This is a genomic window from Clostridium sp., assembly GCF_040797585.1.
Taxonomy (GTDB): Bacteria; Bacillota; Clostridia; order Clostridiales; family Clostridiaceae; genus Clostridium_Z.
In genome coordinates this window covers 1-25,652 of sequence record NZ_JBFNEO010000013.1, presented here as the reverse complement: position 1 = coordinate 25,652, position 25,652 = coordinate 1, and the positions used below count along the sequence as shown (strand labels likewise).

Here is a 25,652-nt window from a genome sequence, read left to right as displayed (position 1 = left end):
GAGGGTAGCTGATATGAAAAGTCCACTTTCAATTTCACTTAAAACTCTCTTATGAAAAAATCCTGCAATCTCTAGGGGAGTTATTTTAAGACTCCACCACTTATACCCTTTGTGAAGCTGAAGAGAATAACAGTATTCCTCTTCTTGGTTTCTTATAATTTTTTCAATATTATCCCTTGTGTTCTTTAGAAAATTACATTTCTCCTTAAGAATTTTTACCCTAATATCATTCTTAAAATTTTCCTTACTTTCTATCTTAGAAAGATCTTTACTTATATCTTCTAAGAAGTTATATATATTATTACTTAATTCATTAAGTTCTCCTACTACACCTTTTAATAAATAATCATCTAAGTTAAATATTTCATTTAAATCATAGTCATTGTTTATATTTTTTTCCTCAGCATATTTAATAATTGATGACTTTACTAATTCTATATTGTAGATAATACTAGTTATATAATTATAAACCTTACTTAAATCAAAGACTCCATGACTCTTATGACTTAAATACATTAAAAAACCCTTATTATTTTCTTTATTATATATATCCGTTAGGGTTTTATAAATATCTAAGGTATTCACTTCCTCTTCATAGGCACTATAAGCCTCATCAGAAAGATTATGCGCTTCATCCATTATAAGATGCTCAATCTTTGCATAATTTTCATAGGGCCACCTAAGAAGAAGGGAATGATTAATTACTACTATATTTCCTTCTTCAAGACTTCTAACCTTCTTTGCATAATAACACCTTTCGTCATGGGGACACTCTTCTATATTACAAAGCTCTGAATCGCAAAAACAATGGGGAATAAGATTATTTAAGTTAAACTTTTCTCTTATATATGAATCCACCTCTTCAATATCTCCAAGACCATAATCATTTATATATCTATAAATATAAACATATCCTAAGGGATTATCTTCAATGAAATCCTTATCTAAATAATTAAGTCTATCTATACAAAAATAATTACTTTTTCCTTTTATAAGTACATATTTTATATTAGGTAAATTTAGAACTTTTAATAGATTAGGAATATCCTTAGTAACTAACTGTCTTTGAAGTCCCTTAGTATTTGTAGATATAAATACCTTTTTATCCTTATTTAAATTACAAAATATAGATGATGGAAGAACATATGCCATACTCTTCCCTATACCTGTAGGAGCCTCCACTAAGGTTATATTCCTTTTTAAAATCCCCTCTTTAATGTGTCCACTAAGCTTTACTTGATTTTCTCTTATGGTATAGTTACTGTGATGTTTCTTCCATAACTTTTCATTCCTAAATAATCCTTCATACTCCTTATAATTGACTTTGCTGTTTTTTTCAGATTCCTCTTCTTCCTTATAAATTTCTTTACTCTCTATGGCTATATTTTTAGGGTGAATATAGGAATACCAGGGCCATGTACGTAAATTTTCAAATTCTCTTGGTATAACTAAGGGATTCTCCATCCAAAAATCACTTAAAAACTTATTTACTAACTCTAATATTAAATAAACGTCCCCCATAACCTTACTTTGAAAGGGACTTCTTGCTTCTATATGACTTTTTAATCCTTCTAAACTATAATTCTTTAGAGTTGGATTTAATAAAGCTATAAGCTCCTTAGAATCTAAAATATTATTATTTATATAGGAGCCTTGTCCTATAATTTTAAGTCTCTTTAGCATGAGTTCATCCCCATGGCACAACAGGGGTAAATCTTCCAAAAACTCCTTAAGAGCCTCAAGGCATCTTTTATTACTAATACCCTTATTGTATTCTGATGTTTCCCATGGATTTTTTAAACTTTCCTCTTTAAAGAAAATCTTTTCTTCATAATAGTAAGGTTTCTCATTTTTAATTTTAATTCCTCCTATATGAAAAATCTTATCCCCATTATTATTCTCTATAAAATCTATATGAAAATATACTATATTATCCAAAACGCTAATTATCTTTTTCATCTTATCCTCTTTTAAATCAAATTCCTCAGTATATAATTAAAGAGTTTATTATATATTAACTTAACTTCCTATACTAGTTAAGTTATCCCAACGGAAAATATTTCCTGTTATTTTTAACTATATACTATATAAACTCTTATAAATCTATTGCTTACATATGAGTTTAAACTTTCTAAATAGTATTTTACCATGGTATAGAAAAATAAAAAATTATTTTAAAAAATCTAGAGAAGATTACTTTCCTCCCTAGATTTTTTAGTTTATTTATATAATCCTCTATATCTATATAAATCTCCGCTTAGAGCATTCATAAGCTCATCATTTCCAACTAACTTCCACCTTCCATTAACCTTAACTAAATCTAAATCGTAATTCTTAGTCTTTCTAGTTACATCTGATTTTTTGAGTTCTGCCATTACATTATTTCTTATGGTTGTATAATTACTGCTGTTAAAATTTCCTTTATTAGCTATAAAGCTTTGAATATTTTCCCCAGTGGTATCTTTAACTGCTCTTGTGATTATTTCTAATGTATTAGGTAGGGTTACTTCTGTTTTTACTTTAGCAGTGTCCCCTGTAACTTCTTCTGAAAGTATTTTATAATCTAAATTTTTATAAAGTTCTCTTCCTATTTCCTTTGCATCCTCTGTATTTATACTATTCATGCTTTCTTTTGCCTTTTCCTTATCCTCATCACGAACTTCATTTAAAGCTTCTTCATATTTTTCTTTTTTTACATTTTCAAAAAAGTTTTTAACTGTAACCTCTGCCTTTTCAGAGGATTCCTTAGGCTTATTACATGCCACAACTCCCAAAGTTATCATAGCTAGGACTAATGTAAGAATAAATATCTTTTTGAAATTTTTCATTTATGTATCTCCTTTCATAAATTAGCTGTTTTTAGTTTACCCTTTAAGGCTTTTTCCATTCTATTTTTATCTAATGTAGTTAACCAATAATTTAAAACTAAAAATTAACACTATGAAAATTTCATTGAAACCTAAAAATTTTCATAGTGTCTTTACTATATTAACTCCATTTATTAATATTAATTCTTACTTTAAGAAAATGGCTTTATATTAGAACCTTTTTAGGAACTTTTATGACTTTATTTTTCCAATGTCCCTTTTTATATATCCATAATCCATAAATACATACTATAAGATTGCTAACGCTCATAGAAAACCATATTCCAACTTCTCCTATACTAGTAAAATACTTAAATATAAGTATCATAGGTAATCTTACAAACCAAAGGCGTCCTATTTCCATAGCCATAGAATATTTAGTGTGTCCTGACCCTTGGAATATTCCTTGAAGTACACTAAATACGCCCATAAGAGGCATAGAAAAAGTTATAAAATTTAAATATGTTATTCCTTGAGATATAACCTCTTTATCATCCTTAGATTGCATGAAAAAGTTTATAATCCCTTCATTATACCATATAAGAAATACACACCCTATAACTGAAAATACTACAGTAAATTTAAGTGCTTTTAAAAACCCCTCTTTAACCCTTTCTAATTGATTGAATCCCAGGTTTTGTCCAACTATTGTAGTTAAAGCTGCTCCAACTCCCATAGCTGGTTGCATTATGAGAGATGTTATTCTATTTACCATGCCGAAAGCTGCTATGGTTGCAGTACCATAGGATGCAATAAAACTATTGAGGACTATGAATCCTAAAGCAGATCCTGATTGTCCTACTGAAGAAGGAATTGCAACTTTAAGTATTTCTTTTACTATATTTTTATCAAATCTAAATCCTCTAAAAGTTGGTTTAATCATAGTAGAAGAATTTTTTATTAAATATACTATGACCACTCCTAAAAGCGCCTTGGATAAAAGAGTTGCAATGGCAGCTCCTGCTATTCCCATATTAAAAGTAAATATAAATATAGGATCTAACACTACATTTAATATGGCACTTATTCCACTTAGTATAGTAGGAGTAAGGGTATTTCCTTGAGAATTCATTAAGGAGTTAAAGTTAAAAAATAAAAAGACAAAAGGTGTATCTAAAAATGTAATTCTTAAATAAGTAATACTATACTTTGCAAGATCTCCTGTGGCTCCCATAGCTCTTACTGCAAGAGGAGTTATTAAATATCCAACCACTGCAAATATTAAAGAACAGCATAAGGATAGTACTATAAGTTGACTTGCATATTTGTTGGCCTCTTTATATTCCCCTGCCCCTATGAACTGAGACAAAATAGCTGTTCCTGCTATAGATATCCCTATTCCAAGAGAAATAAAAAGAAAGTTCACTGGCCATACAAAAGATGTGGCAGCAAATTCTGTAGACCCTAACTTACTAACCCAAACTCCATCTGCTAAATTATATAGGGTCTGTATTAAATTGTTTACCATAATAGGTATAGCTAAGGTAATAATGACCTTATACATATCCCCTTCAAGTATAAACTTCTTTTTTGATTGTCCATCCATTCTAACACTAAGCCCCCTATCTTAAATACTGTACTAGCTCATTGTACCATGATTTGTAAACATTTAAAATTATTTATATATAGAGACCATAACAGATATTATTCTGTTATGGTCTCTATATAATCTTTTATAACTTTACTATAAAAAAACTAAATTTTTTTAAAATTAAAAGTAAAAATAATTAGGCTCAAATAGGCTTTATTAATGGTATAATATGTATTAAAGTTTTATTATTTTTATTTTAAGTTTTAACCTTAATGGTCTTATGGTAAAATAAAAAAATTTTATCATCTAGTAATATTTCATTTAATATGAAGTCAGAATTTTGTGAGGTGTAGGATAGATGAAGCACAAGAAAATTTTTGTTATTCTTATTGTGTTAGGTTTAATGATTAGTGTCATATACTACAGCATAACTTTAAACTATAAATCAGATTTTCCAAAACCAGATAAAATAAATATATATAAAGATGGTGAGATAGTTTATACCCTTACTGATGATAAGTTAAAATTTAATAAAATCTTAAAACTTATAGATCTAAGATTTGAAGGTAATAACAAGATAACTATTGATAATGAAGATAGTACCAATTATTATAACCAGGCTAAAGGTGCTTGGGAATGTATCGAATTTATTTATGATGATGAAGTTACGTTAAGTATTAATAATGTTCAGTATAATTTTAAAAAATCATTTTTTCTTATAAGAGCTGAAGGAGGTAACGACTATTCTTCTAAGATGCTTTACGGAGATGAGAAATATACAAATTCATTAAATGGATTATCTACCTCTGAGAATATATTAAAAAAAATCATTAAAGTAATAAATAGTTATTAGAAAAAAAGTTTTCTCAAGATAAAAAGACATTATAACTAAATTAATAATCTAGTCATAATGTCTTTTAATCATCTATATTTATTGTTTATCAGTAGAAGCTGTTAAATCTGCCACATTATCTTTAGTAAAGAATCCATCAAAATCTCCATATCTATAAATATATTCATTTACTATTAAGGTATTTTTAGATGGTCTGCTAAAGGTTTGAACTATACCTTCTTCTTCATTTCCAACTAAGTCAATTAAAAATTCCATTCCTTTTTCCTTAAGCTTTTCAAAGCTATATTCTATATTCTCTAGATTGTAAGCTATATGATGAGGTCTTGCTCCATAGTTGTATACAAACTTTTCTGTAGGTCCCGCTTCCTCTAAAGATTTAAAAGGCTCTATTCCAGCTGTAAATACCATAGCTACCTTTCCTTTAGGAAGTCTTGATACATTAGTTATAGAGTTCATTTTTTCAATATATATAGCAAAGTTAAAATCATAATTTGTAAGCTTCATAAACTCTAGAATAGCTGCATCTCTGTCCTTAGATTGAATTCTAGTAGCTATATGATCCATTTCCTTGATGTTATTTATATATTCTTCTTTAGGTTTATTTAACGAAATCTCTAGCTTTTTATAATCCTTTGATACATAAGTGGATTTATTATCTTTCCACTGAATAACTCCATAAGATGTATTAGTGAAACTTGAAGGTATTGTAAGAAGCATATAGTAATTCTCTTCCTCTACTATATGATCAGTTAAGAATCTAACCCCTAACCCTTTTTGTATTTCATAATACTTCTTTATATCACTACAAGAATATATAAATGCTTCTATTCTTGTATTTATCATTCCTTGAGATTTTGGATGATATTCCTCTCTTACATAAGGATTATCCCCTTGCTTCCTAGATTTTATTAATATATCTGGTGAATTATTCTGTGATAAAACATAGACTTTCTCATAATCGTTTTCATAACCTTCGTTAAAATCATAACCTGTAAACTTTAAATATTCTTCTACAGCGCCTTCTTGATTATCTAATTCTGTATTTATAAGTAAAATCTCTAAATCTCCTACTAACCCTTGAAGACCTAAAGCTTTACGTTTTTCTATAACTTTTTCTGCTTCCTTCTTTAATAGCTCATCATTATTATTAAATTCCTCTGCATTATCTATATAATTTTTTAATTCTTCATGTTCGCTCCAAAAATTTGGTAATATTAATTGTATCATATTATCCCCTCCTTATAAGATAATTATATTCTATTAATAATAATTATTCAACTCTTAAAGTTATATTTTACAAGTTCAATTGTTAGATTATATAATCATATGATCTAGTTCCTTGTTTTATCTAAGTTATCCTATTAAGGTTATTATATTCTAAAATTTAACTTTATATTTTAAAAACTCAGACTAATAACTTTTCTATATTCATTTTAATTATTATAGAAAAGTTATTAGTCAGCTATAATTGTATATAATAAAAAAACTAAAGCAATACTCATATTACTTTAGTTTTTTTAAGTTATGTAAAACTTTACGCTCTCATATCTTCTTTAGTATAATATACAATTCCAATAGCTCCAGGGCCTACATGAAGACCTATAACTGGTCCTATATCACAAATTCGAGCTTCTATATTAAATACTTCCTTAAGCTTAAATGCCAATTCTTTTGCCTCATCTAAAGCATTTATGTGATGAACTACAATCTCTCCCATGCCAAAATCTTCTTCGTCCTTAAGAGCCTTTTTAATCATTTCTTCTATGGCTTTCTTCTTAGTTCTTATCTTAGTAAGAACCGTTGTAACTCCATCTTCTACTGTAAGTATAGGTATTATTTTTAAAAGTCCTCCAACTAAAGCACTGGCTGATCCTATTCTTCCACCTTTTTTAAGATACTCTAAATTGTCAGGTATAAACAAGAACCTACTACGACTTATTATGGATTCTGCTACTTCTTTAACTCTAGATAAACCTTCCCCTTTTTTTGCCTCTCTAGCTGCTACTATTGCCGCAAATCCTAATTCCATAGAATTAGACTTTGAATCTAATATTTCTATCCTTGCTTCTTTATATTTCTCTAAAATCATATCTCTTACCAGATGGGCACTTGAATAAGTTCCACTCATCTTTGAAGACAAAAATATACATAGAAGTTCATCACCAGCCTTAACTATACTCTCCATAGATAAATATAGTTGGTCTAAGGATGGCTGAGAAGATTTTGGTATTCCGTAGTCTTCCATTTTCTTATAAAAATCCTGGTTATTTATATCTAATTCATTAAAACTATCCTGATTAAAATTTACCTTTAAAGAAACTATACTAATATGAAGATCTTTTTCTATATCCTTAGGTATATAACTAGTACTATCTGTTAAGATTTTTACTGCCATATGACACCTCTCTAATTAATGTATTTTGTAAAATAGAAAAAAGCTTATATATTAAAAATTTCTTTAATATATAAGTCTTTTTCTATTATCTTTTATAATTCTATGTTACATATATTACTTACTATCTCTTTCTAAATCCAATAGATATTTTTTTATAGGTAATCCACCTTCATATCCAACTAAAGCACCATTTGCTCCAATAATCCTATGACATGGAATTATGATAGATAGTGGATTTTTATTATTAGCATTACCTACTGCTCTAGAAGCTTTAGAATTTCCTATACTAGTTGCTATATCCTTATAAGTTGCTACTTCTCCATAGGGTATATTTCTTAAAGCATTCCAAACCTTTCTCTGAAACTCCGTTCCACTGGTGACCTCTATTGGTACTGTGAATTCTTTTCTTATGCCTTTAAAATATTCTTCTAACTCAATCTTAGCTATTTCTATTATTTTATTTACTCTAGGATCTTCTTTTTTATGTGACTTTAAAAATTCAATACCTATTATTGAATCTTCATTTGCAATTATTTTCAAGGTTCCTGCTGGCCCTTCCATATAATCTATGTACATTGGTATTATCTCACCTCTTTAGAATATATAACTTCTATAAATCATATTATAACTATTTTTTAAAAGTTTTGTACATTATTCATATTTATATAATAAAAATATAACTTTTAAGTAATTTCTCTTTTTTAAAATTTAGATTTTTAATATATGATTAAAAAATTTCACCATCCATTGTCTTATACATATATATTTTTTATATTAGAAAAGAAATTTTATATAAATTATTGAATACAAAGTTACACAGTATTTTAAATTCATTGTCCATTTATAATAATTTAAAATACTGTGTAAACTAAGGTATTACTTAAAAATCTATACTGGAATAGAATCTATAGACAAACTAGTGATAAAATAATATAAAGAGTTATTACTAAATCTTTATATTATAGCAATAACTCTTTATATTATACTCGTTAAACTTTACTTAAACTTTTATTATATGTATCAAGTTGAATAAAATACTCTGTTAATCCACCCTTAAATACTGTAGGTTCATAAGAATAAATCTCTTTATTAATTACTCCTACCATTTTATTTATTTTTTCATAATCCCCTGGATTTCTTAGCGAGTTTATTACCATTTTCTCACTTTCTATCATAGCCTTTATAAGATTTGCAAATTCCACCTTATCCTCTTCTGTAAAACTATTAAAGCTATCATTAAAATAGAATAATTTATAAAGAAAATTATAACTTAGTTCTAAAAGCTTCTCTACCTCTCTATAGCTATTTATAAGGTCATCTTTTTTCTTAGTATAGTTTATTTTCATATTCATATCTTTTTCTAACATATTTATCCCATGATTTATGCCTGCAATACAATTCTGGATATAAAATATATCTTCATTGGTCATACGCAGCTGATAATCGTTTTCACTGAACTCATTCAAAATACCAAAGATTTTTTCTGATCCCCTAACTAAATTACTTTCAATTGAATCCTCATAGCTCTGTGGGAAAACTAGATTATTCACTAAATATCCAACTACAGCTCCTAACATAACAAGAAAAATCCTCTCTCTTCCATATTGAAAAGCTGGCTCTGAAGATGAAAAATATATTACAAGTATGGTTGCTACTCCCCCTGATATAAATGATATATCCCATGGCAACCTATAACATACAAATAACGTTACAAGGACTGCTACAGTAGTTGCTATAATATAATTTCCAATAAGCACTGTAGAAATAAGTCCTATAGTTATTCCAAAAATATTACTAATAATTAAGCTTCTAACATTATTCTTACTAGCATGTACAGCTTGAGTTAATGTCATCACTATAACTACTGCAATTGGTGCAACATTACTATTACCAAATCCTAATAACCTTGTTAATATCAATGATACTAACACTCCTAACGATATTTTCATAATTTTAACTTCTGTTCTTAATGATGTCATATCTACCCCTCCTATATGTATCACTAACCATTATACTCCTTAAGTTTTTATAATACCTAACTTTTATGGAATATATTCCATTGTTTTTTTCTATAGTACCATTGATAATATAAATAGTTGTACATATTTTCTAAATATTTAGCCATTCCTCTACTTTCGTAGGCTTTTATTTTAAATTTTTATATCTTTCCCAGAATAATTTTTTATTAAGCTTAAAGGTTAAAGCATCATAATTTTTTCCTCTCACTTCTCTATAATTAATTTTTCGCTTTACCACTTCAAAGCCACATTTTTTAGCAAGATTTATCATTCTATGATTTCCAGACCATGTTTCAGTGTATATTTCTAATATGCTACCACTTTTTAATAAATAGGAGATAAAAAGTGATAAAGAAAATTCTCCTAACTTTCTCCCTGTAAATTTATTATTTGCAATATCAATTCCTATGGCAAGCTTTGATTTATCGCCTTCAATATAATATGATGAAACCCATCCAATATGAATCCCATCTATATTACATATTTCTAATCTTCTACGAACCATAGGCAATTCTCTATTTAATCTTTGAAATAAACTATTTTTTAATTCTTCTATATCTATATCTTCTTCATCCTCCCAAGGAGCATCCCAATCTTGCCACTGAATTTCCTTTGTGTTCCAAAGTATATACTCCTCAATATCTTCAATACACATATCTCTTAAAAATATATGTTGGTTATAAATCTTAAATATATTTTCAATAATTTCGCTTTTCATATTCATCCCCCACTCATGTTACATTTAACCCATGTGGAATATAATACCATTAAAGTTTAATAAAATCTATAATTTATAACCCTCAAATCCACTCTTCCCTTATTATGCTTATTTAATTGATATATATATTTATGTAATATAAAATTATTCATCTATAATAAAAATTTTTTTAAAAAAATTTTCACATTTAAACTCACATTTTCCTATTTATTACATATTTTAGTATTATAGTTAAATCCTTGGAGGTATATAAATGTATAATCAAAATAATAATCCAGAGAATACTAACATTCCTGAAGAAGCAAGAAAAGAAAAGAATTACTATGAGGATGTTCTAAACTTTACTCCTTATATGTATGACTATTCAATGCCAAGAATGTCTCAAATGATGTATGACTATGACATGATGGATAATTCTCAAATGATGTATGACTACGACATGATGGATAACCCTCAAATGATGTATGACTATGACATGATGGATGCCACTCAAATGATGGCAAATTATGAAGCTAATGCACATATGGGCAATGAAAAAGATCCTATGAGTACAGACGGTTTTAGACAACATGGAGGTTCTCATCGTCGTCCACGTCCGCCATTTGGTCGTCCACCATTTGGCCGTCCACCATTTTTCCGTCCTCCTTTCTTCCGTCCTCCTTTCTTCCCATTCCCATGGTGGTGGCTATTCTTTTAATTAGCTCTATTTTAATTTAATAGAATACATGATATAAAATTAAGAGGTTTATACCTCTTAATTTTATGCTCAAATTTCTATAAATTATGTAGCTAATACATATGTTTTACCTATATCTATATTAATATTATCCCTAGGTAAAATTTACTTCTAGAAAACTTGCGTGTAGCATACTTCATCTTCCTATTAACAACTTCAAGGTATATTATGTTATAATTAGTTAAATTAAGAATAGTCAATAATAACCCTATTGTTATTATTAAATTCAAATATATTAATTGATAGGAGAAGGATATTATGAACAATGAAGATCAAAAAAAAGATAAAGAAAACTCTAGTATAGTGTTAGAAAAACTATTAAATTCTAGATCAATCATAATTTCTGGAGAGATAAATCAAGCTTTGGCAGAAAAGATAACTACTCAACTTTTAATACTACAAGAGATGGGTGACGAACCAATAAAGTTATTTATAAACAGTCAGGGTGGCCATGTTGAAGCTGGTGACACAATTCATGATATGATTAAATTTGTTAAGCCTCCTGTTATTGTAATTGGTACCGGCTGGGTTGCAAGTGCTGGTATAACAATCTATCTTGCAGCTGACAAAGAAAATCGTTACTCTCTGCCAAATACTAGGTACATGATACATCAGCCATTAGGTGGATTTAATGGTCAGGCTACAGATATTGGTATCGAAGCAAAAGAAATATTAAGAGTACGTAAAAGAATTAATACTATAATTAGTGAATCTACTGGTCAGCCATTAGAAAAAATAGAAAAAGATACGGATAGAAACTATTGGTTAAATGCCTCAGAAGCAGTTGATTATGGAATAGTAAATAAGGTTATTTCAAAGTATGAAGAATTAAATAATCTATAATTTATTAGAATAAAAAGTAGTCTATGAATAATCACTAGACTACTTTTTCTATGAATTCCTTGTTAATTTATTCATCTTCCTATTTAATTAGTAGATTCCCTACATTTTTTCTTTTTCCAATTTTCATTTGTTATTGCTTACTTTACCTTATCCATAGGATTTATTTTTTTAAACCATTTAATTAATATCAGAATTGTAGCAATTAACATTATTGGTATTCCTATTATATCTAGTATACCTAATTGGCTAAAACTCACTCTACTTAACCACATAATTGTTAGAAATATTACCACTAACTCAGTAATTTCTATTTTTCTTTTCATTACATCTTAGATGTGCTATTTTTTTATATGAAGAAATTTTGCATCCTTCTCCTATAAATATCTATAACTCTTTTTCACACTTAGAAACGTTCTAATTCTTTTTTCTTTATCTCTAATTTACTTTTCTTATATTCTAGACTAAGTTTTATTATAGCTAGTATTCCAACCATTATACTTGTCAGCTTTAATATAGAGTCTAATATATTGCTTAGCACATCCATTTCGTCACCTCCTATAATTAAAAATAACTATATTAAATTTTTTATGCAAAGTAAAACGGCATCCTAATAATTATTTCCTGATTTCTCTTTTAAACTATTCTATGGTTGTTAATTTATATTCATCATTAGTACTCCCCTTTTGTTAATATACGTTAATAATATTAACATGTTTTTTGTTTTTGAGATATAAAAAGACTTAATTTTAGAAATAATTACAATAATATGTTATTCATAGTCTTCAATACTTGTTCTAAATAGAAAAAATTTAAATTTAATTATAACCTTGTAAAGCTTTCTATGTATTTTTTTATAACTATTCCATCTACACTTAATTTTTTATTTCTTTATTAGAATTATCTTCTGAATGAACGGTGATTTTCATTTTAAACTCTAATCCCCGCCAAATTAAAAATATCAATAGGCTTTTTCATATACCTATTGATATTACTGGTCTGGGTAACAGGACTTGAACCTGTGACTTCTAGAACCCCATTCTAGCGCGCTACCACCTGCGCTATACCCAGGCAATGAATACTGTATATATTTTACACTATATGCTACATTTATTCAATATATTACTATAATACGTAATTATGGTAATATATATTTATCATAACAAAGGAGGCGCATAAGAACATGTATAACTTTGATGAATATGAAAATCCCCAGTTATATGATATAGAAAACCAATGTGAAGAAGAGATTGATCTTATTTTAAAATGGTATGGTGACTCTAAAGATACAATCTTAGATTTATGTTGTGGTACTGGAAGAGTAACTATCCCCCTTGCTAAAAAAGGTATTAATACCATTGGAGTTGATATACATAAAGGCATGCTAGAACATGCCATAAGTAAATCTAAAAATCTTAATCTAAATATTCAATGGATTGATGAAGATTGTAGAAATCTACATTTGAATGAGAAAGTTTCCATGGCTGTTATGGCCGGAAATTCTTTTCAACATTTTCTAACCAATGAGGATCAAGAAGCCTTCCTTAAATCTACAAATAAGCTTCTTAAATCAGAAGGTATATTTATATTTGATACTAGATTCCCTTCAGTAGAAGAATTATTACAGCCACCTGTTGAAGAATATTATAAAACTTTTTTAGATTCCCATGGTAGACAATGTGATGTATCTTATTTTAGTACTTACAATTCTTTAACTCAAATTCAACACTATATAACTACTAGGGAATTTGAAAATCCAGATAGCACTACTGAAAAGCTTACTAGTAATATATATTTAAGATATACCTTTCCTCAAGAAATGAAACGCCTTCTAACATTATGCGGATTTCAAATTATTGAGATTTATAGTGATTGGAAGGAGACCATATTAGACTCAAATAGTTATAGTATGATCTATGTATGTAAAAAAGTTTAATATTTATATAAACTTTTTCCATATAAATATAAAAAAGTCACTGATTTAAAGTGACTTTTTTAAAATCTATTTTATAGATATATTGTTATTATAACTAAAGATTAATGTATCCTATATTATAATATACTTCTATGAATTCTATATTATAGTATTATACAAATTAGTCCTCCATTACCTTCATTTATTATCTTTTGAAGGGTTCTTTGGATCTTAATTTGTACATCCTCTGGCATTCTATAAAGTTTGCTTTGAAGTCCTTCCTGCACAAGAAGCTCTAAAGGCTTACCAAACATATTACTTTGCCAAACCTTACTTGGATCACTTTCAAATTGTTCAAGAACTCCCTTAACAAACTCATCTGTATCTTTTTCACTTCCTATTATAGGTTGAATTTCTGTTTCTATATCAGCCTTAATAAAGTGAAGAGATGGAGCACTTGCCTTTAATTTTATCCTATTTCCCACAATTTCTGGCTTTTCAAACTTCATTTCTGATAATTGAGGGGCAACTAATCCATAACCTGTATTTTTAACATCTATTAAAGCTTCAGAAATTTTATCATACTCAACTTTTGCCACATGAAGATCTTGTATTATTGAAAGAAGATCATTTTCTCCTCTTATGGAACAGTTACATATTTCGCTTAATATTTGATAGAATATTCCTGACTTTGGTCCCATAGAAACCCTAGCAGTTCCTTCTCCCATATTCATCTCATCAACATCTGTATGTCCTAAGAAATCCTCTTCCCTAAAACTATTAAGTATGCTCTTTATATCACGCACCTTATGAACTCCATCAGCAATTTGTCTTATTAATCCTAAGAAATTATCCTTTAGCCAGTGTGATGGCTCTAATTTTTCAATCCATTCTGGTAGATCAATGTTAATTTCTTTTATTGGGAATTCTTTTAATACTCTTTGGAAAAGATTCATAACATCTTCTTCATTCATGTTAAGTACATCCATTACTTGAACTGGAACATCATACTTTTCTTCAAGTTCTCTTTTAATATCCATGGTTTCTTTAGAATACATTTGAGCAGAGTTAAGTACAATAATAAAAGGCTTATTAATATTTTTTAATTCGTCAATTACTCTTTCTTCAGCCTCCACATATTCTTCTCTATTAATATCTGTTATAGATCCATCAGTTGTTATAACAAGACCTATAGTTGAGTGATCTGTTATAACTTTTTTTGTTCCTATTTCCGCAGCTTCTTCAAAGGGAATCTCATAATCATACCAAGGAGTAGTTACCATCTTTGCTTCTTCTCCATCAGTATATCCTGATGCTCCCCTTATAATGTATCCTACACAATCCACCATTCTTACCTTAAATTTTATTCCATCTTCAAGACCTATTTCTATAGCCTCATTAGGTACAAATTTAGGCTCTGTAGTATGAATACTCTTACCTGAACCGCTTTGTGGAAGCTCATCCTTTGCTCTTTGCTTTTTATATCCATTCTCTATCTTTGGTATTACCATCATGTCCATAAATCTTTTTATGAAGGTAGATTTTCCTGTTCTTACAGGTCCTACTACCCCTACATAAATGTCTCCTTGGGTTCTTTCGGCTATATCTTTGTATATGTTGAAATTCTCCAAATCCAACCCTCCCCAAATTACATATTAACATTATATATATATTATTTTTCCATGGCATTTATTACAAAACACTAGTTAAAATATATTAATATTCTTTTCTTAAGGCATATATTTTCTCCATAGAGCCATGTGTACCTTTTAGTAACAATATAATATATTCTATTTTTAAGAATATGTGTCACTTTTTAGTAAAATATTTAAAAAATGCATCCATCCTATAGGAAATCATACTGAATATGAATTTCCTATAGGATGGATGCATTGTATTTATGTTAATTATAGAACTCATCTATGGGCGTATCAACTGTTATCCCCTACTTTTTAAGAGGATGAAGTATTACATTTTATGTCCATCAGATAGAACGAATCTTCCTTCAGATGGTGTTCTTTCTACCAACTGAAGGTTAGATATGTCAATCTAGGACATAGGAGCTGTTATCCCCCACCTTTTAAGAGGATGGGGTGTTATAGCTCCTAGCCATCATATAAATTCCTTATTGAAAATCTTCTTTCTTTTTATTTCTTTGCATAAGCTCTAATACTCCTTCTTTAGGATCTTTATTTTCAAATAAAACCCTATAAAGAGTATCAGTTATAGGCATTGATACCTTAAGGTCTTCCTTTAAAATATAGAAAGCCTTGCAAGCCTTTATTCCTTCCACTACCATGCCTACTTCTTTAATAGCTTCATCCATGGTGCTACCACTACCAATTAATATACCTGCTCTTCTATTTCTACTATGCATAGAGGTACATGTAACAATTAGATCTCCCATACCAGTTAGTCCAAAGAAAGTTTCCTTTTTTCCTCCTAGTTTTTCTCCAATTCTAATTATCTCACTTATACCCCTTGTCATAAGAGCGGCCTTTGCGTTATCTCCATATCCTATACCATCACAAACACCTGCTGCCAAGGCTATTATGTTCTTAACCGCTCCTCCTATTTCAACTCCTACTAAATCGTCATTAGTATATACTCTAAAATATGGAGCCATAAAAAGCTCTTGAACTGCTTCTGCATGGCATATATGTCTTGATGAAGATACCACAGTAGTTGGAATTTTAACTGCCACCTCTTCTGCATGACTAGGTCCTGATAATACTACTACTGGATTCTGTAGTTCTTCCTCTAATATATCAGACATAAGTTTTGCTGTACCTTCTTCTATGCCTTTTGCCACATTTATTATTATAGATTTATCCTCTATACACTCCTTAGCCATTCTGCATATTTTACGAATGGCATGAGAAGCTGTAGCAAAAACTATATAATCAGCATCTTTTAGTACTTCTTTCATATCTGTGGATGCTATAATATTATTATTTAATACTATATCCTTCATATATTTAGAATTTCTTCTATTTATATTTATATCCTGGACTACTTTTTCATCTCTAGCCCATATATATACGGAATTATCTTTTTCACCTAGTAAATTTGAAAGAGCTGTTGCAAAACTTCCTCCCCCTAAGAAAGCTACCTTACTCATACACTATTCCTTCCTTTCCCTAAACTCCATTTTGATACCAGTTCCCTTAAACTCAAAACTGCTTCTAAGCTGGTTTTCTAAATATCTTTGGTAAGAGAAGTGTAATGCATTATAATCATTTACAAAGAATATAAATGTAGGTGGTTTTGTTCCCACCTGGGTTACATAGTATATCTTTAATCTCTTAAGACCTACTATTGGAGGTTCTTTCATAAGTACAGCCTTACTTATAACATCATTAAGTATTCCTGTTCCTATTCTCTTGTTATAGCTCTCATAACACTCTTTTGCCATTTCAAGAACCTTATGAGTTCTTTGACCTGTTAATGCAGAAATAAATAGGTATGGAGCATAAGAAATAAACTTTAAATTACTTTGTAAATCTTTTTTGTAATTATCAAGGGTCTTATTATCCTTTTCTATTAAATCCCATTTATTCACTATAACCATTATTGCCTTATTAAGCTCATGGGCATATCCTATAATCTTTTCGTCTTGCTCAGTTACACCCTCTTGTGCATCTATTATAAGAATACATACATCTGCTCTTTCTACTGCTGCTAAGGTTCTTATAACACTATATCTCTCAATCTCTTCTTTAACCTTACTTTTTCTTCTAAGACCAGCTGTATCAATTAAAGTGAACTTACCTAATTCATTTTCTATATTACTATCTATAGCATCTCTTGTAGTTCCTGGAATGTTAGAAACTATAGCTCTCTCTTCTCCAAGAAGCTTATTTATAAGGGAGGATTTTCCTACATTAGGCTTTCCTACTAAAGCTATCTTTATGTTTTCCTCATCTTCATCATTTATTTCATCATAATTAAAGTTCTCTACAACTTTATCAAGCATATCTCCAAGTCCAAGACCTTGAGTTGCAGATATAGTTACAGGATCTCCAATACCTAAATTATAGAACTCATAGGCATTGTTTTCGTCCTTTAAATTATCTACCTTATTTACAACTAAAACTACAGATTTTTTACTCTTTCTAAGCATTTGAGATACTTCATGGTCTGCTGAAGTTAGCCCTTCTTTTCCATCCACTATAAAAACTATAACGTCAGCTGTTTCTATAGCTATTTGAGCTTGCCTTCTCATCTGCTTTACTATAATACTACCATTCTCAGGCTCAATTCCCCCTGTATCTATCATAGTAAACTTATGATTTAACCACTCTGCCTCTGCATATACTCTATCTCTTGTAACTCCTGGAGTATCCTCAACTATAGATACCCTTTTACCAGCTATCTTATTAAAAAGAGTAGATTTCCCCACATTCGGTCTTCCAACCATTGCAACTATTGGCTTTGCCATTTGTTACGCCTCCTTTATTAACACTTATTTATTATGTCAATTATGTCCTCTCCTGTATAGTGACACACTCTAACCTTTACATTAAGAGCTTTTTCTAACTCTTCTATTGTAACATCATCTAAAAATACCTTATCATTAGCTCTTAGCATATTTCTTGGTATTATCATATATTCTCCAAGCTCTTTATCCTTCAAGGTATTAATTATATCCCCTGCAGTTAAAAGACCTGCTACAGTTATACTTTCCCCATAGAACTTATTTAAAACTCGCTCCACCTTAAGCTGCAGCTTTGGATTTACTTCCATTATTTTATTTGCCATTCTTTCTATCTCTGGATAAGCAGAACTACCTGTTACAAAAGTAATAGACTTTTCTATATCTTTATCTACAAGTTTTGCATCCCTATCTATGGTATCTCTAAGAAGTCTTATCATCCCTATACCATCTTCAATTTGTTCATATCCTCCATAGAAACTCTCATCCGGTACATCTATTCCAGCCATTACATAGAACTCATCAGCAAGTCTTATAAAAGGACTTCCTATGGTTTCAATGAATTTATCTTGTATTCCCTTTAAATCTTCTATTTCTTTTTTAGCAGTTTCCTTAGTATATGTTGTAAGTTTAAATAATCCATCTCTGAATTGAGTAACACCTACTGGAACCGCCGCCACATTTTGAATTCTTGGATAAAGCTTATATAAATCATCTATAGTTCTATATAACTCTTCTCCATTATTTATTTCTGGGCATAAAACTATTTGGGCATTCATCTCAATACCCGCATCTGCAAGTTTTTGTAATCTATTATAAATTTCCCCTGCAAATCTATTGTTAAGCATTTTTGCTCTTAATTCCGGATTTGTTGTATGTACGGAAATATTTATAGGACTTATTTTATATTTTATAATTCTATCAATATCCTCATCCTTCATATTAGTTAAGGTAACAAAGTTTCCTTGAAGGAAAGATAATCTTGAATCATCATCTTTAAAATATATGGTATCTCTCATACCCTTTGGATTTTGGTCTATAAAGCAAAATATACATTTGTTAGTACAGCTCTTTGCTCTATCCATGATCCCCTCTTCGAATTCAAGACCAAGATCTTCTTCATAATCCTTTTCTATTTCATATATCCAAACTTCCCCATCCTGCTTCTCAACTTCTACTTCTAAATACTCGTCTGCAATTAAAAATTTATAGTCAATTATATCCTTAATTACTGTTTCATTTATTTTAAGTAGCTTATCCCCTACATCAATCCCTAGTTCTTCTGCGATACTTCCATTAATTACTTTAGAGATTTTTTTGTTCATAAGTTTCACTCCTATTTTTAGTTACTATCATTATGTTATAATACATTAATTAAATAAACTAGTCAATAAATAATTATTGTTAAAGCCTTACTATTTAAAGCTTTTCTGATGATTAGATATAGTTATTTTATTAACTATTAATTAGGTTTTCTTTCTAATTATGTCCCTATTTCAAAATAAAAAACTAGAAGACTAGCTCCTAGTTTTAAAAAATTTAATCATTTAAATCTACAGTTTCTCCTGTAACTAAATAAATTGTCCATTCACATATGTTAGTAACATGGTCTGCTATTCTCTCTAAGAACTTACATACAAATAAGAATTGAGCTGCTTGATTTATCACTGTTTTATCATTTATCATAAGCTCTATAAGTTCTTTAAATATCTCTTTATATATAGCATCTATTTCATCATCCATTTTACAGGTAGCATAAGCAAGGTCCACATTGCCATCCACATAAGCATCAATAGCTCTTTTTATCATCTTTTGTATAATTTCTGTTATTCTAGGAATGTCTACTAACTCCTTAATATACTCTTCATCCTTAAGTCTTTTTACAATCTTTGCAATATCTACTGCGTGGTCTGCCATTCTTTCAAGGTCTGTGACTATTTTTGTAGTTGTAAATATATTTCTTAAGTCCTTTGCAACTGGTTGCTCCCTCGCTATAAGCTTTATACATTTATCTTCTATATCTTTTTGAAGCTTATCTACTATATCATCATTTTTTATTATTTCACCAGCTAAAGCCTCATCCTTGTTTTTTAAGGCTTCAATGGAATTATATATTTGCTTTTCCACAATACTACTCATTCTAAGTAAATCATTGTGAAGATTTCTAAGTTCTAAATCAAAAGATGTTCTTGTCATAACAGCACCTCACTTATTATACATTAGGCATATAATAGAAAATAATTAATACTCTTATAGAATATATTAAAATACTATTATTTTCAAAGTTCTATAAGACTCTAAAATAAACTTTAACTTATATTTGTACTTAAACCATTAAAACTTATAAATTTTAATTCATGTATAAAAAAATTTTCTGTTAAAAATACTATATACATAGCTAAATATGATAATAAATATTATCTTACTCTATGACTTAACCGAATCTTCCGGTTATATAATCCTCTGTTCTCTTATCCCTTGGTCTGTAGAAAATATCATCTGTTTTTCCCTTTTCTACAATTTCTCCATTTAAAAAGAATACTGTATTATCTGCAATTCTTCCTGCCTGTTGCATATTATGAGTAACTATAACTACAGTATATTCCTTCTTTAATGAATCCATAAGTTCCTCTACTTTTAATGTAGATATAGGGTCAAGGGCAGAAGTAGGTTCATCCATAAGAAGCACCTCTGGCTCTACAGCAAGGGTTCTTGCTATACATAATCTCTGCTGTTGTCCCCCTGATAATCCATAAGCATTCTTTTTAAGTTTATCCTTAACCTCATCCCAAAGCACTGATCCTTTTAAGCTTCTTTCTACTATTTCATCTAGAGTATTTTTATCCTTAATCCCATGTATCCTAGGTCCATAAGCTATATTATCATATATAGACATTTGAAATGGATTAGGTTTTTGAAACACCATACCTATTTTTTTTCTAAGCTCTATTACATCATATTCTTTATGGTAGATGTTTTTTCCTTCATATATAACTTCACCATTTACTGTAACATTTTCTATAAGATCATTCATTCTATTTATTGTTCTTAAGAATGTGGATTTACCACATCCTGAAGGACCTATTAATGCTGTAACCTTATTCTCATCTATTTCTATATTTATACCTTTAAGGGCATGAACCTTTCCATAATATAGGTTAATATCCTTTGCCTCTATTATACTCATATTGTTTCCTCCTATTTTGAACCTGTATATCTTTCATGTATTCTCTTTCCAAGTACTCTAGCTAATATATTAAATATAAGTACCATAAGTATTAATACTGCAGCTGACTTATTAGCTATAGCTGCTGCATCTGGAAGACTTGCTTCTGAATTTAACTTCCAAATGTGTACGGATAAAGTCTCTGCTGGTCTAAATATATTAAAAGGATTAGCTTTACTTGCAAGAGATGTTCCAAGTTTAAGATTTGGAGTGGTCATTCCTGCTGTATATAAAAGTGCTGCAGCTTCTCCAAATATTCTTCCTGCAGCCAGGATTACTCCTGTAAGAATTTGAGGCATAGAAGCTGGAATTAATACATTCTTTATAGTTTGCCATTTCGTAGCTCCAAGACCTAGGCTTGCTTCACTAAACTTTCTTGACACATCACTTATTGCATTTTCACATACCCTTGTAAGGGATGGCAAGTTTAATATGGTTAGTGCTAAAGCTCCTCCAAATAAGGTAAATCCCCATTGTGCTAAATTAACAAAGACCAATAATCCAAATAATCCTACAACTATTGATGGAAGAGATGCCATAGTTTCAATACAAAGTCTTATTATATTTAAGAATGTTCCTTCCTTTGCATACTCACTTAAATATATACCTGCACCAAGTCCTAAAGGAATAGTAATAGCTAAAGAAATCACAAGAAGATAAAAGGAGTTAAATAATTGGGGTCCTATTCCTCCTCCAGCTTCTCCATGCTTCGGATTTCCAAATAGGAAGTCAGGATCTAAGAATCCAACGCCTTTTATGAGTATTATTGATATTAATACAGCCAGTACAAACACCACAAAGGCAGATAGTAAATATAATATAAAAGTCCAAATTTTATCTATAACCTTAGCATTCATTATTTAGCTTCACCTCGTCTTCCTATTGCTCTTATTACTAATATAAATATGAATGATACAACAAGTAGCAAGGATGCTAAGGACCAAAGAGCATCATTCCATGGTGTTCCATTTATTGTATTAGCCATATCCATGGTTAAAATACCCGTTAAAGTAGTGGTGGAATCTAATATTCCATTAGGGAACCTTAGAGAGTTTCCTATAACCATCTGTACTGCTAAAGCTTCTCCGAAGGCTCTTGCTACTCCAAGAACTATTCCAGTAAGTATTCCCTTTCTAGCTGATGGTACTACAACTCTTGATATAGTTTGCCATCTAGTAGCTCCAAGTCCATAGGATGCTTCAATATATTCTCTAGGTACTGTTTTTATGGCATCAGATGCAATACTTGCTATGGTAGGAAGTATCATAACACTTAATACAATTATTGCTGCAAGTACAGAGAATCCTGTTCCTCCAAATCCTTTTTTGATTAAAGGTACTAAAAAAGATATACCAATCCATCCATAAACAACAGAAGGTATTCCTACAAAAAGCTCTAGAGCAGGCTGTAGAACTTTACTTCCTATACTTTTAGAAATTAAATTCATAAATATTGCTAAAGCTACAGCTATAGGAGCTGCTATTATTATGGCCCCAAAAGATACTAAAGTAGATCCTACTAAAAATATAAGAGATCCAAAACTTGTATCTCCTTCTGTAACCCATTTTGGGGAGAATAAAAATTCACTTATAGTAGTTGTTTTAAAAGTTGCCATCCCCTTTGAGAACACAAATCCCATTATAGACAAGGTAAGCACCACTATTAATACTCCACAAATAGTTGCATATGTTCTTCCTAAATATTCATTTCTAAACTTCATGAATCTCTTACTTTTCATACCTCACAACCTCTTCTTACCTTAATTTAATTAGGCTAGACAGAATCTAGCCTAATTTATTATTTGAAATCACTCATTGGTATATATCCAAGCTTTTCAACTGTTTCCTTATTTTCATCACTCTTTATAAAATCTATTAATGCTTTTACTTCGTCCTTTGGTTCACCCTTTGTTATCATGTATTCATAAGACCAGAATGGATATTTTTTAGAAACTATATTTTCCTTATTAGCTTCTACCCCATCTATCTTTAAGATTTTTATTCCTTCTCTATCTTTCTCAGTCATTAAGTTAGATAAAGCTACATATGTTATAGACCCACTAGTTTCTCTTACTGTTTTTAATGCTGCTCCTGTAGAATCTTGTGTCATTCCAAGGCCTTCTTTTTCTTCCTTATCCTTTAATAAAGTATTTTTAAAGGTAGATCTTGTTCCTGAGGACTTACTTCTATTAACTACTGTTATATTTGAATCATTTCCTTTAAGATCCTTCCAGTTAGTTATCTCTCCTGTAAAAATCTTTTGTATCTCCTCTGTTGTTAAATTATCTATATTAACATCATCATTTACAACTAAAGCAAATCCTATTCCCGCAACCTTCTCTTCCTTTAACTGATCTAAAATACTCTTATCTTCTATTTTATCACTAGCTGGTACATCAGAATTTCCTATTTGTGCACTTCCTTGTGCAACTTGGTTTATTCCAATTCCACTTCCCCCACCTTGAACATTTACAGTTACATCCGGATATTTATTATTAAACCCTGCTACTGATTTTTCAACTAATGGTTGAAGAGCAGTAGAACCTATTGCTAATACACTTCCTGAATAAGATTGAGTTCCATCTGTTTCTCCTTTATTACCACAAGCTGTTAATCCTAGTGTTAGAGTTAAGGCCACTATACTAAACTTTAAGAACTTTTTTCTCATAATTTGCATTCCTCCTAAATTTATCTTAAATAAACTTTGTAATTACATTATGTACTTTTAAAGTTAAAGCAGTATTATAGTAAAGTTAAATAAATTTAACATTATGTTTCCCAATTAAACTCTTTAAAATGTAAAAAGCAACATATAAATATGTTGCTTTTACTTAAAAACTTTAAATATCTCTTAAGGGCAAAGTTATTATAAACTCTGTTCCATTACCTAATTCACTATTTACATTAATACTTCCATTAAAGCTCTTTATTATATGCTTTACAATAGCAAGACCAAGTCCTGTTCCTCCCTTAGCTCTAGATCTAGCCTTATCTACCCTATAAAATCTTTCAAAGAGTCTTGGTATATGTTCCTTATCTATTCCTACTCCATTATCTTTTATAGTTATAATACAATTATTTTCTACAACCTTAGAAATGACCCTTACACATCCCCCTTCTTCGGAGTATTTTATTCCATTATCTATCACATTTATCATCATTTGTTTAAATTTATCTCTATTTCCATTCAGGTTAATATTACTGTGTAAATCAAAAATCAATTCTATACTCTTTTTATCTGCAGTATTTTTTATTAGATAGTATATGTCCTTTAATGTCTCATCTACATCTATGTTTTCTATAACATTCTCTCTATTTTGCTCTATATTAGACAATACAAGTATATCTTCAATTAGTCTTGTAAGTCTTTCCGCCTCATCATTTATTATTCCAAGGAACCTTTCCTTAGTTTCTTCATCATCCACATATTTTAATGTTTCAGCAAAGCCTTTTATAGATGTTAAAGGAGTTTTTAATTCATGGGATACATTAGCCACAAATTCAGATCTCATATTCTCAAGTCTTTTAATATCTGTAACATCCTGTACCACAGCCACAGTACCTATAAGTTCTCTATGATTTATAATGTCTGCAGTTTTTATTCTAAGATCCTTCTCCTCTGGCCAGTATATTTTTAATTCCTTATATCCCTCACTAGTATCATTGAACACAGCCTCAAACTCAAAATCCCTAATATGATCCATAAGATTTTCTCCAATAATATCTTTATGTATATCAAATATCTTCTTAGCATAGGGATTCATCATTATTATTTTAGAATTTCTATCTATAGCTATTACTCCACTATCCATGCTTTTTAATATAGCTTCTAATCTATTCTGCTTAACTGTAACTTCTTCAATGGTATCTTGAAGCTTATCTGCCATATTATTAAAGGTTCTTGCTAAATCTCCTACTTCATCGGCATAAAAGGCATTTACTCTTCTATTAAAATCTCCTTTAGTAATCCTTGAAGTTACAAACTCTAGTTCATTTATAGGCTCCATAATTATTTGAGATAACTTTACAGATAACATAACAGTAATAGCTATTACCACTGCTAAAACTATAATATAATATTTTATATAATACTAATTTATAATTATTTTTAATGTGATT

General features: G+C 29.5%; 23 protein-coding genes and 1 tRNA gene. 4 read left to right on the top strand and 20 right to left on the bottom strand.

Translation table 11 applies throughout. The features are described 5' to 3' along the window. The 3 genes from AB2369_RS01810 to AB2369_RS01800 form a co-directional block, all read right to left on the bottom strand. A partial coding sequence (locus tag AB2369_RS01810) for an ATP-dependent DNA helicase (protein ID WP_367664762.1) occupies positions 1-1,959 on the bottom strand: 1,959 nt, incomplete at its 3' end. A 260-nt stretch (positions 1,960-2,219) separates the two neighbouring features. After that, a complete protein-coding gene (locus AB2369_RS01805; RefSeq protein ID WP_367664761.1) occupies positions 2,220-2,828 on the bottom strand; it encodes a hypothetical protein in 609 nt (202 codons plus the stop codon). Between the two features lie 205 nt (positions 2,829-3,033). After that, entirely contained in the window at positions 3,034-4,413 is a 1,380-nt protein-coding gene (locus AB2369_RS01800; RefSeq protein ID WP_367664760.1) for an MATE family efflux transporter, read from the bottom strand. 343 nt (positions 4,414-4,756) lie between these two features. Here AB2369_RS01800 and AB2369_RS01795 point away from each other — a divergent pair, with 343 nt between their 5' ends. Beyond that, positions 4,757-5,251 (top strand): hypothetical protein, encoded by a 495-nt coding sequence (locus AB2369_RS01795; protein WP_367664759.1) that lies wholly within the window; start codon positions 4,757-4,759, stop codon positions 5,249-5,251. Between the two features lie 78 nt (positions 5,252-5,329). On the opposite strand, the gene AB2369_RS01790 is transcribed toward AB2369_RS01795, so the two are convergent. The 5 genes from AB2369_RS01790 to AB2369_RS01770 form a co-directional block, all read right to left on the bottom strand. After that, entirely contained in the window at positions 5,330-6,478 is a 1,149-nt protein-coding gene (locus AB2369_RS01790; RefSeq protein ID WP_367664758.1) for a hypothetical protein, read from the bottom strand. Between the two features lie 307 nt (positions 6,479-6,785). Next, positions 6,786-7,646: a DegV family protein gene (locus AB2369_RS01785; protein ID WP_367664757.1), complete on the bottom strand. Its 861-nt coding sequence runs from the start codon at positions 7,644-7,646 to the stop codon at positions 6,786-6,788. A gap of 114 nt (positions 7,647-7,760) precedes the next feature. After that, the gene (locus AB2369_RS01780) at positions 7,761-8,222 is read right to left on the bottom strand and encodes a methylated-DNA--[protein]-cysteine S-methyltransferase (protein ID WP_367664756.1); all 462 of its coding nucleotides are present in this window, start codon (positions 8,220-8,222) and stop codon (positions 7,761-7,763) included. A 413-nt stretch (positions 8,223-8,635) separates the two neighbouring features. Next, complete coding sequence (locus AB2369_RS01775; RefSeq protein ID WP_367664755.1) at positions 8,636-9,625, bottom strand: aromatic acid exporter family protein; 990 nt, start codon at positions 9,623-9,625, stop codon at positions 8,636-8,638. A gap of 166 nt (positions 9,626-9,791) precedes the next feature. Then, complete coding sequence (locus AB2369_RS01770; RefSeq protein WP_367664754.1) at positions 9,792-10,382, bottom strand: GNAT family N-acetyltransferase; 591 nt, start codon at positions 10,380-10,382, stop codon at positions 9,792-9,794. Between the two features lie 253 nt (positions 10,383-10,635). Between AB2369_RS01770 and AB2369_RS01765 the strand changes: the two genes are divergently transcribed. Both AB2369_RS01765 and AB2369_RS01760 read left to right on the top strand, forming a co-directional pair. Next, positions 10,636-11,079, top strand: coding sequence for a hypothetical protein (locus tag AB2369_RS01765; RefSeq protein WP_367664753.1), 444 nt, complete (start codon positions 10,636-10,638; stop codon positions 11,077-11,079). A gap of 297 nt (positions 11,080-11,376) precedes the next feature. Continuing rightward, a complete protein-coding gene (locus AB2369_RS01760) occupies positions 11,377-11,961 on the top strand; it encodes an ATP-dependent Clp protease proteolytic subunit (RefSeq protein WP_367664752.1) in 585 nt (194 codons plus the stop codon). A gap of 403 nt (positions 11,962-12,364) precedes the next feature. On the opposite strand, the gene AB2369_RS01755 is transcribed toward AB2369_RS01760, so the two are convergent. Both AB2369_RS01755 and AB2369_RS01750 read right to left on the bottom strand, forming a co-directional pair. Beyond that, on the bottom strand, positions 12,365-12,505 hold the full coding sequence (locus AB2369_RS01755; protein WP_367664751.1) for a hypothetical protein: 141 nt from the start codon (positions 12,503-12,505) through the stop codon (positions 12,365-12,367). 448 nt (positions 12,506-12,953) lie between these two features. Further along, a tRNA-Pro gene (locus AB2369_RS01750) sits at positions 12,954-13,029 on the bottom strand. A 112-nt stretch (positions 13,030-13,141) separates the two neighbouring features. Between AB2369_RS01750 and AB2369_RS01745 the strand changes: the two genes are divergently transcribed. Continuing rightward, on the top strand, positions 13,142-13,894 hold the full coding sequence (locus AB2369_RS01745; protein WP_367664750.1) for a class I SAM-dependent methyltransferase: 753 nt from the start codon (positions 13,142-13,144) through the stop codon (positions 13,892-13,894). A gap of 143 nt (positions 13,895-14,037) precedes the next feature. Here AB2369_RS01745 and spoIVA read toward each other — a convergent pair whose 3' ends face one another. From spoIVA to pnpS, 10 genes are all read right to left on the bottom strand, one after another. After that, positions 14,038-15,504, bottom strand: a complete 1,467-nt coding sequence (gene spoIVA / locus AB2369_RS01740) for a stage IV sporulation protein A (protein ID WP_367664749.1) — start codon at positions 15,502-15,504, stop codon at positions 14,038-14,040. A gap of 494 nt (positions 15,505-15,998) precedes the next feature. Further along, a complete protein-coding gene (locus AB2369_RS01735; RefSeq protein ID WP_367664748.1) occupies positions 15,999-16,994 on the bottom strand; it encodes an NAD(P)H-dependent glycerol-3-phosphate dehydrogenase in 996 nt (331 codons plus the stop codon). A 3-nt stretch (positions 16,995-16,997) separates the two neighbouring features. After that, complete coding sequence (der, locus tag AB2369_RS01730) at positions 16,998-18,314, bottom strand: ribosome biogenesis GTPase Der (RefSeq protein ID WP_367664747.1); 1,317 nt, start codon at positions 18,312-18,314, stop codon at positions 16,998-17,000. Positions 18,315-18,331: 17 nt separating this feature from the next. Further along, complete coding sequence (locus AB2369_RS01725) at positions 18,332-19,633, bottom strand: DUF512 domain-containing protein (protein ID WP_367664746.1); 1,302 nt, start codon at positions 19,631-19,633, stop codon at positions 18,332-18,334. A 214-nt stretch (positions 19,634-19,847) separates the two neighbouring features. After that, entirely contained in the window at positions 19,848-20,504 is a 657-nt protein-coding gene (gene phoU / locus AB2369_RS01720) for a phosphate signaling complex protein PhoU (RefSeq protein WP_367664745.1), read from the bottom strand. A gap of 238 nt (positions 20,505-20,742) precedes the next feature. Then, positions 20,743-21,495: a phosphate ABC transporter ATP-binding protein PstB gene (gene pstB / locus AB2369_RS01715; protein WP_367664744.1), complete on the bottom strand. Its 753-nt coding sequence runs from the start codon at positions 21,493-21,495 to the stop codon at positions 20,743-20,745. Between the two features lie 11 nt (positions 21,496-21,506). Further along, complete coding sequence (pstA, locus tag AB2369_RS01710) at positions 21,507-22,391, bottom strand: phosphate ABC transporter permease PstA (RefSeq protein WP_367664743.1); 885 nt, start codon at positions 22,389-22,391, stop codon at positions 21,507-21,509. Beyond that, entirely contained in the window at positions 22,391-23,272 is an 882-nt protein-coding gene (pstC, locus tag AB2369_RS01705) for a phosphate ABC transporter permease subunit PstC (RefSeq protein WP_367664742.1), read from the bottom strand. Before pstC ends, pstA begins: the two co-directional genes overlap by 1 nt. A 59-nt stretch (positions 23,273-23,331) precedes the next feature. Further along, entirely contained in the window at positions 23,332-24,201 is an 870-nt protein-coding gene (locus AB2369_RS01700) for a phosphate ABC transporter substrate-binding protein (protein WP_367664741.1), read from the bottom strand. 172 nt (positions 24,202-24,373) lie between these two features. Continuing rightward, positions 24,374-25,570 carry a two-component system histidine kinase PnpS gene (pnpS, locus tag AB2369_RS01695; protein ID WP_367664740.1) on the bottom strand — a complete coding sequence of 399 codons (1,197 nt, stop codon included), beginning with the start codon at positions 25,568-25,570 and terminating at the stop codon, positions 24,374-24,376. Between the last annotated feature and the right edge of the window lie 82 nt (positions 25,571-25,652).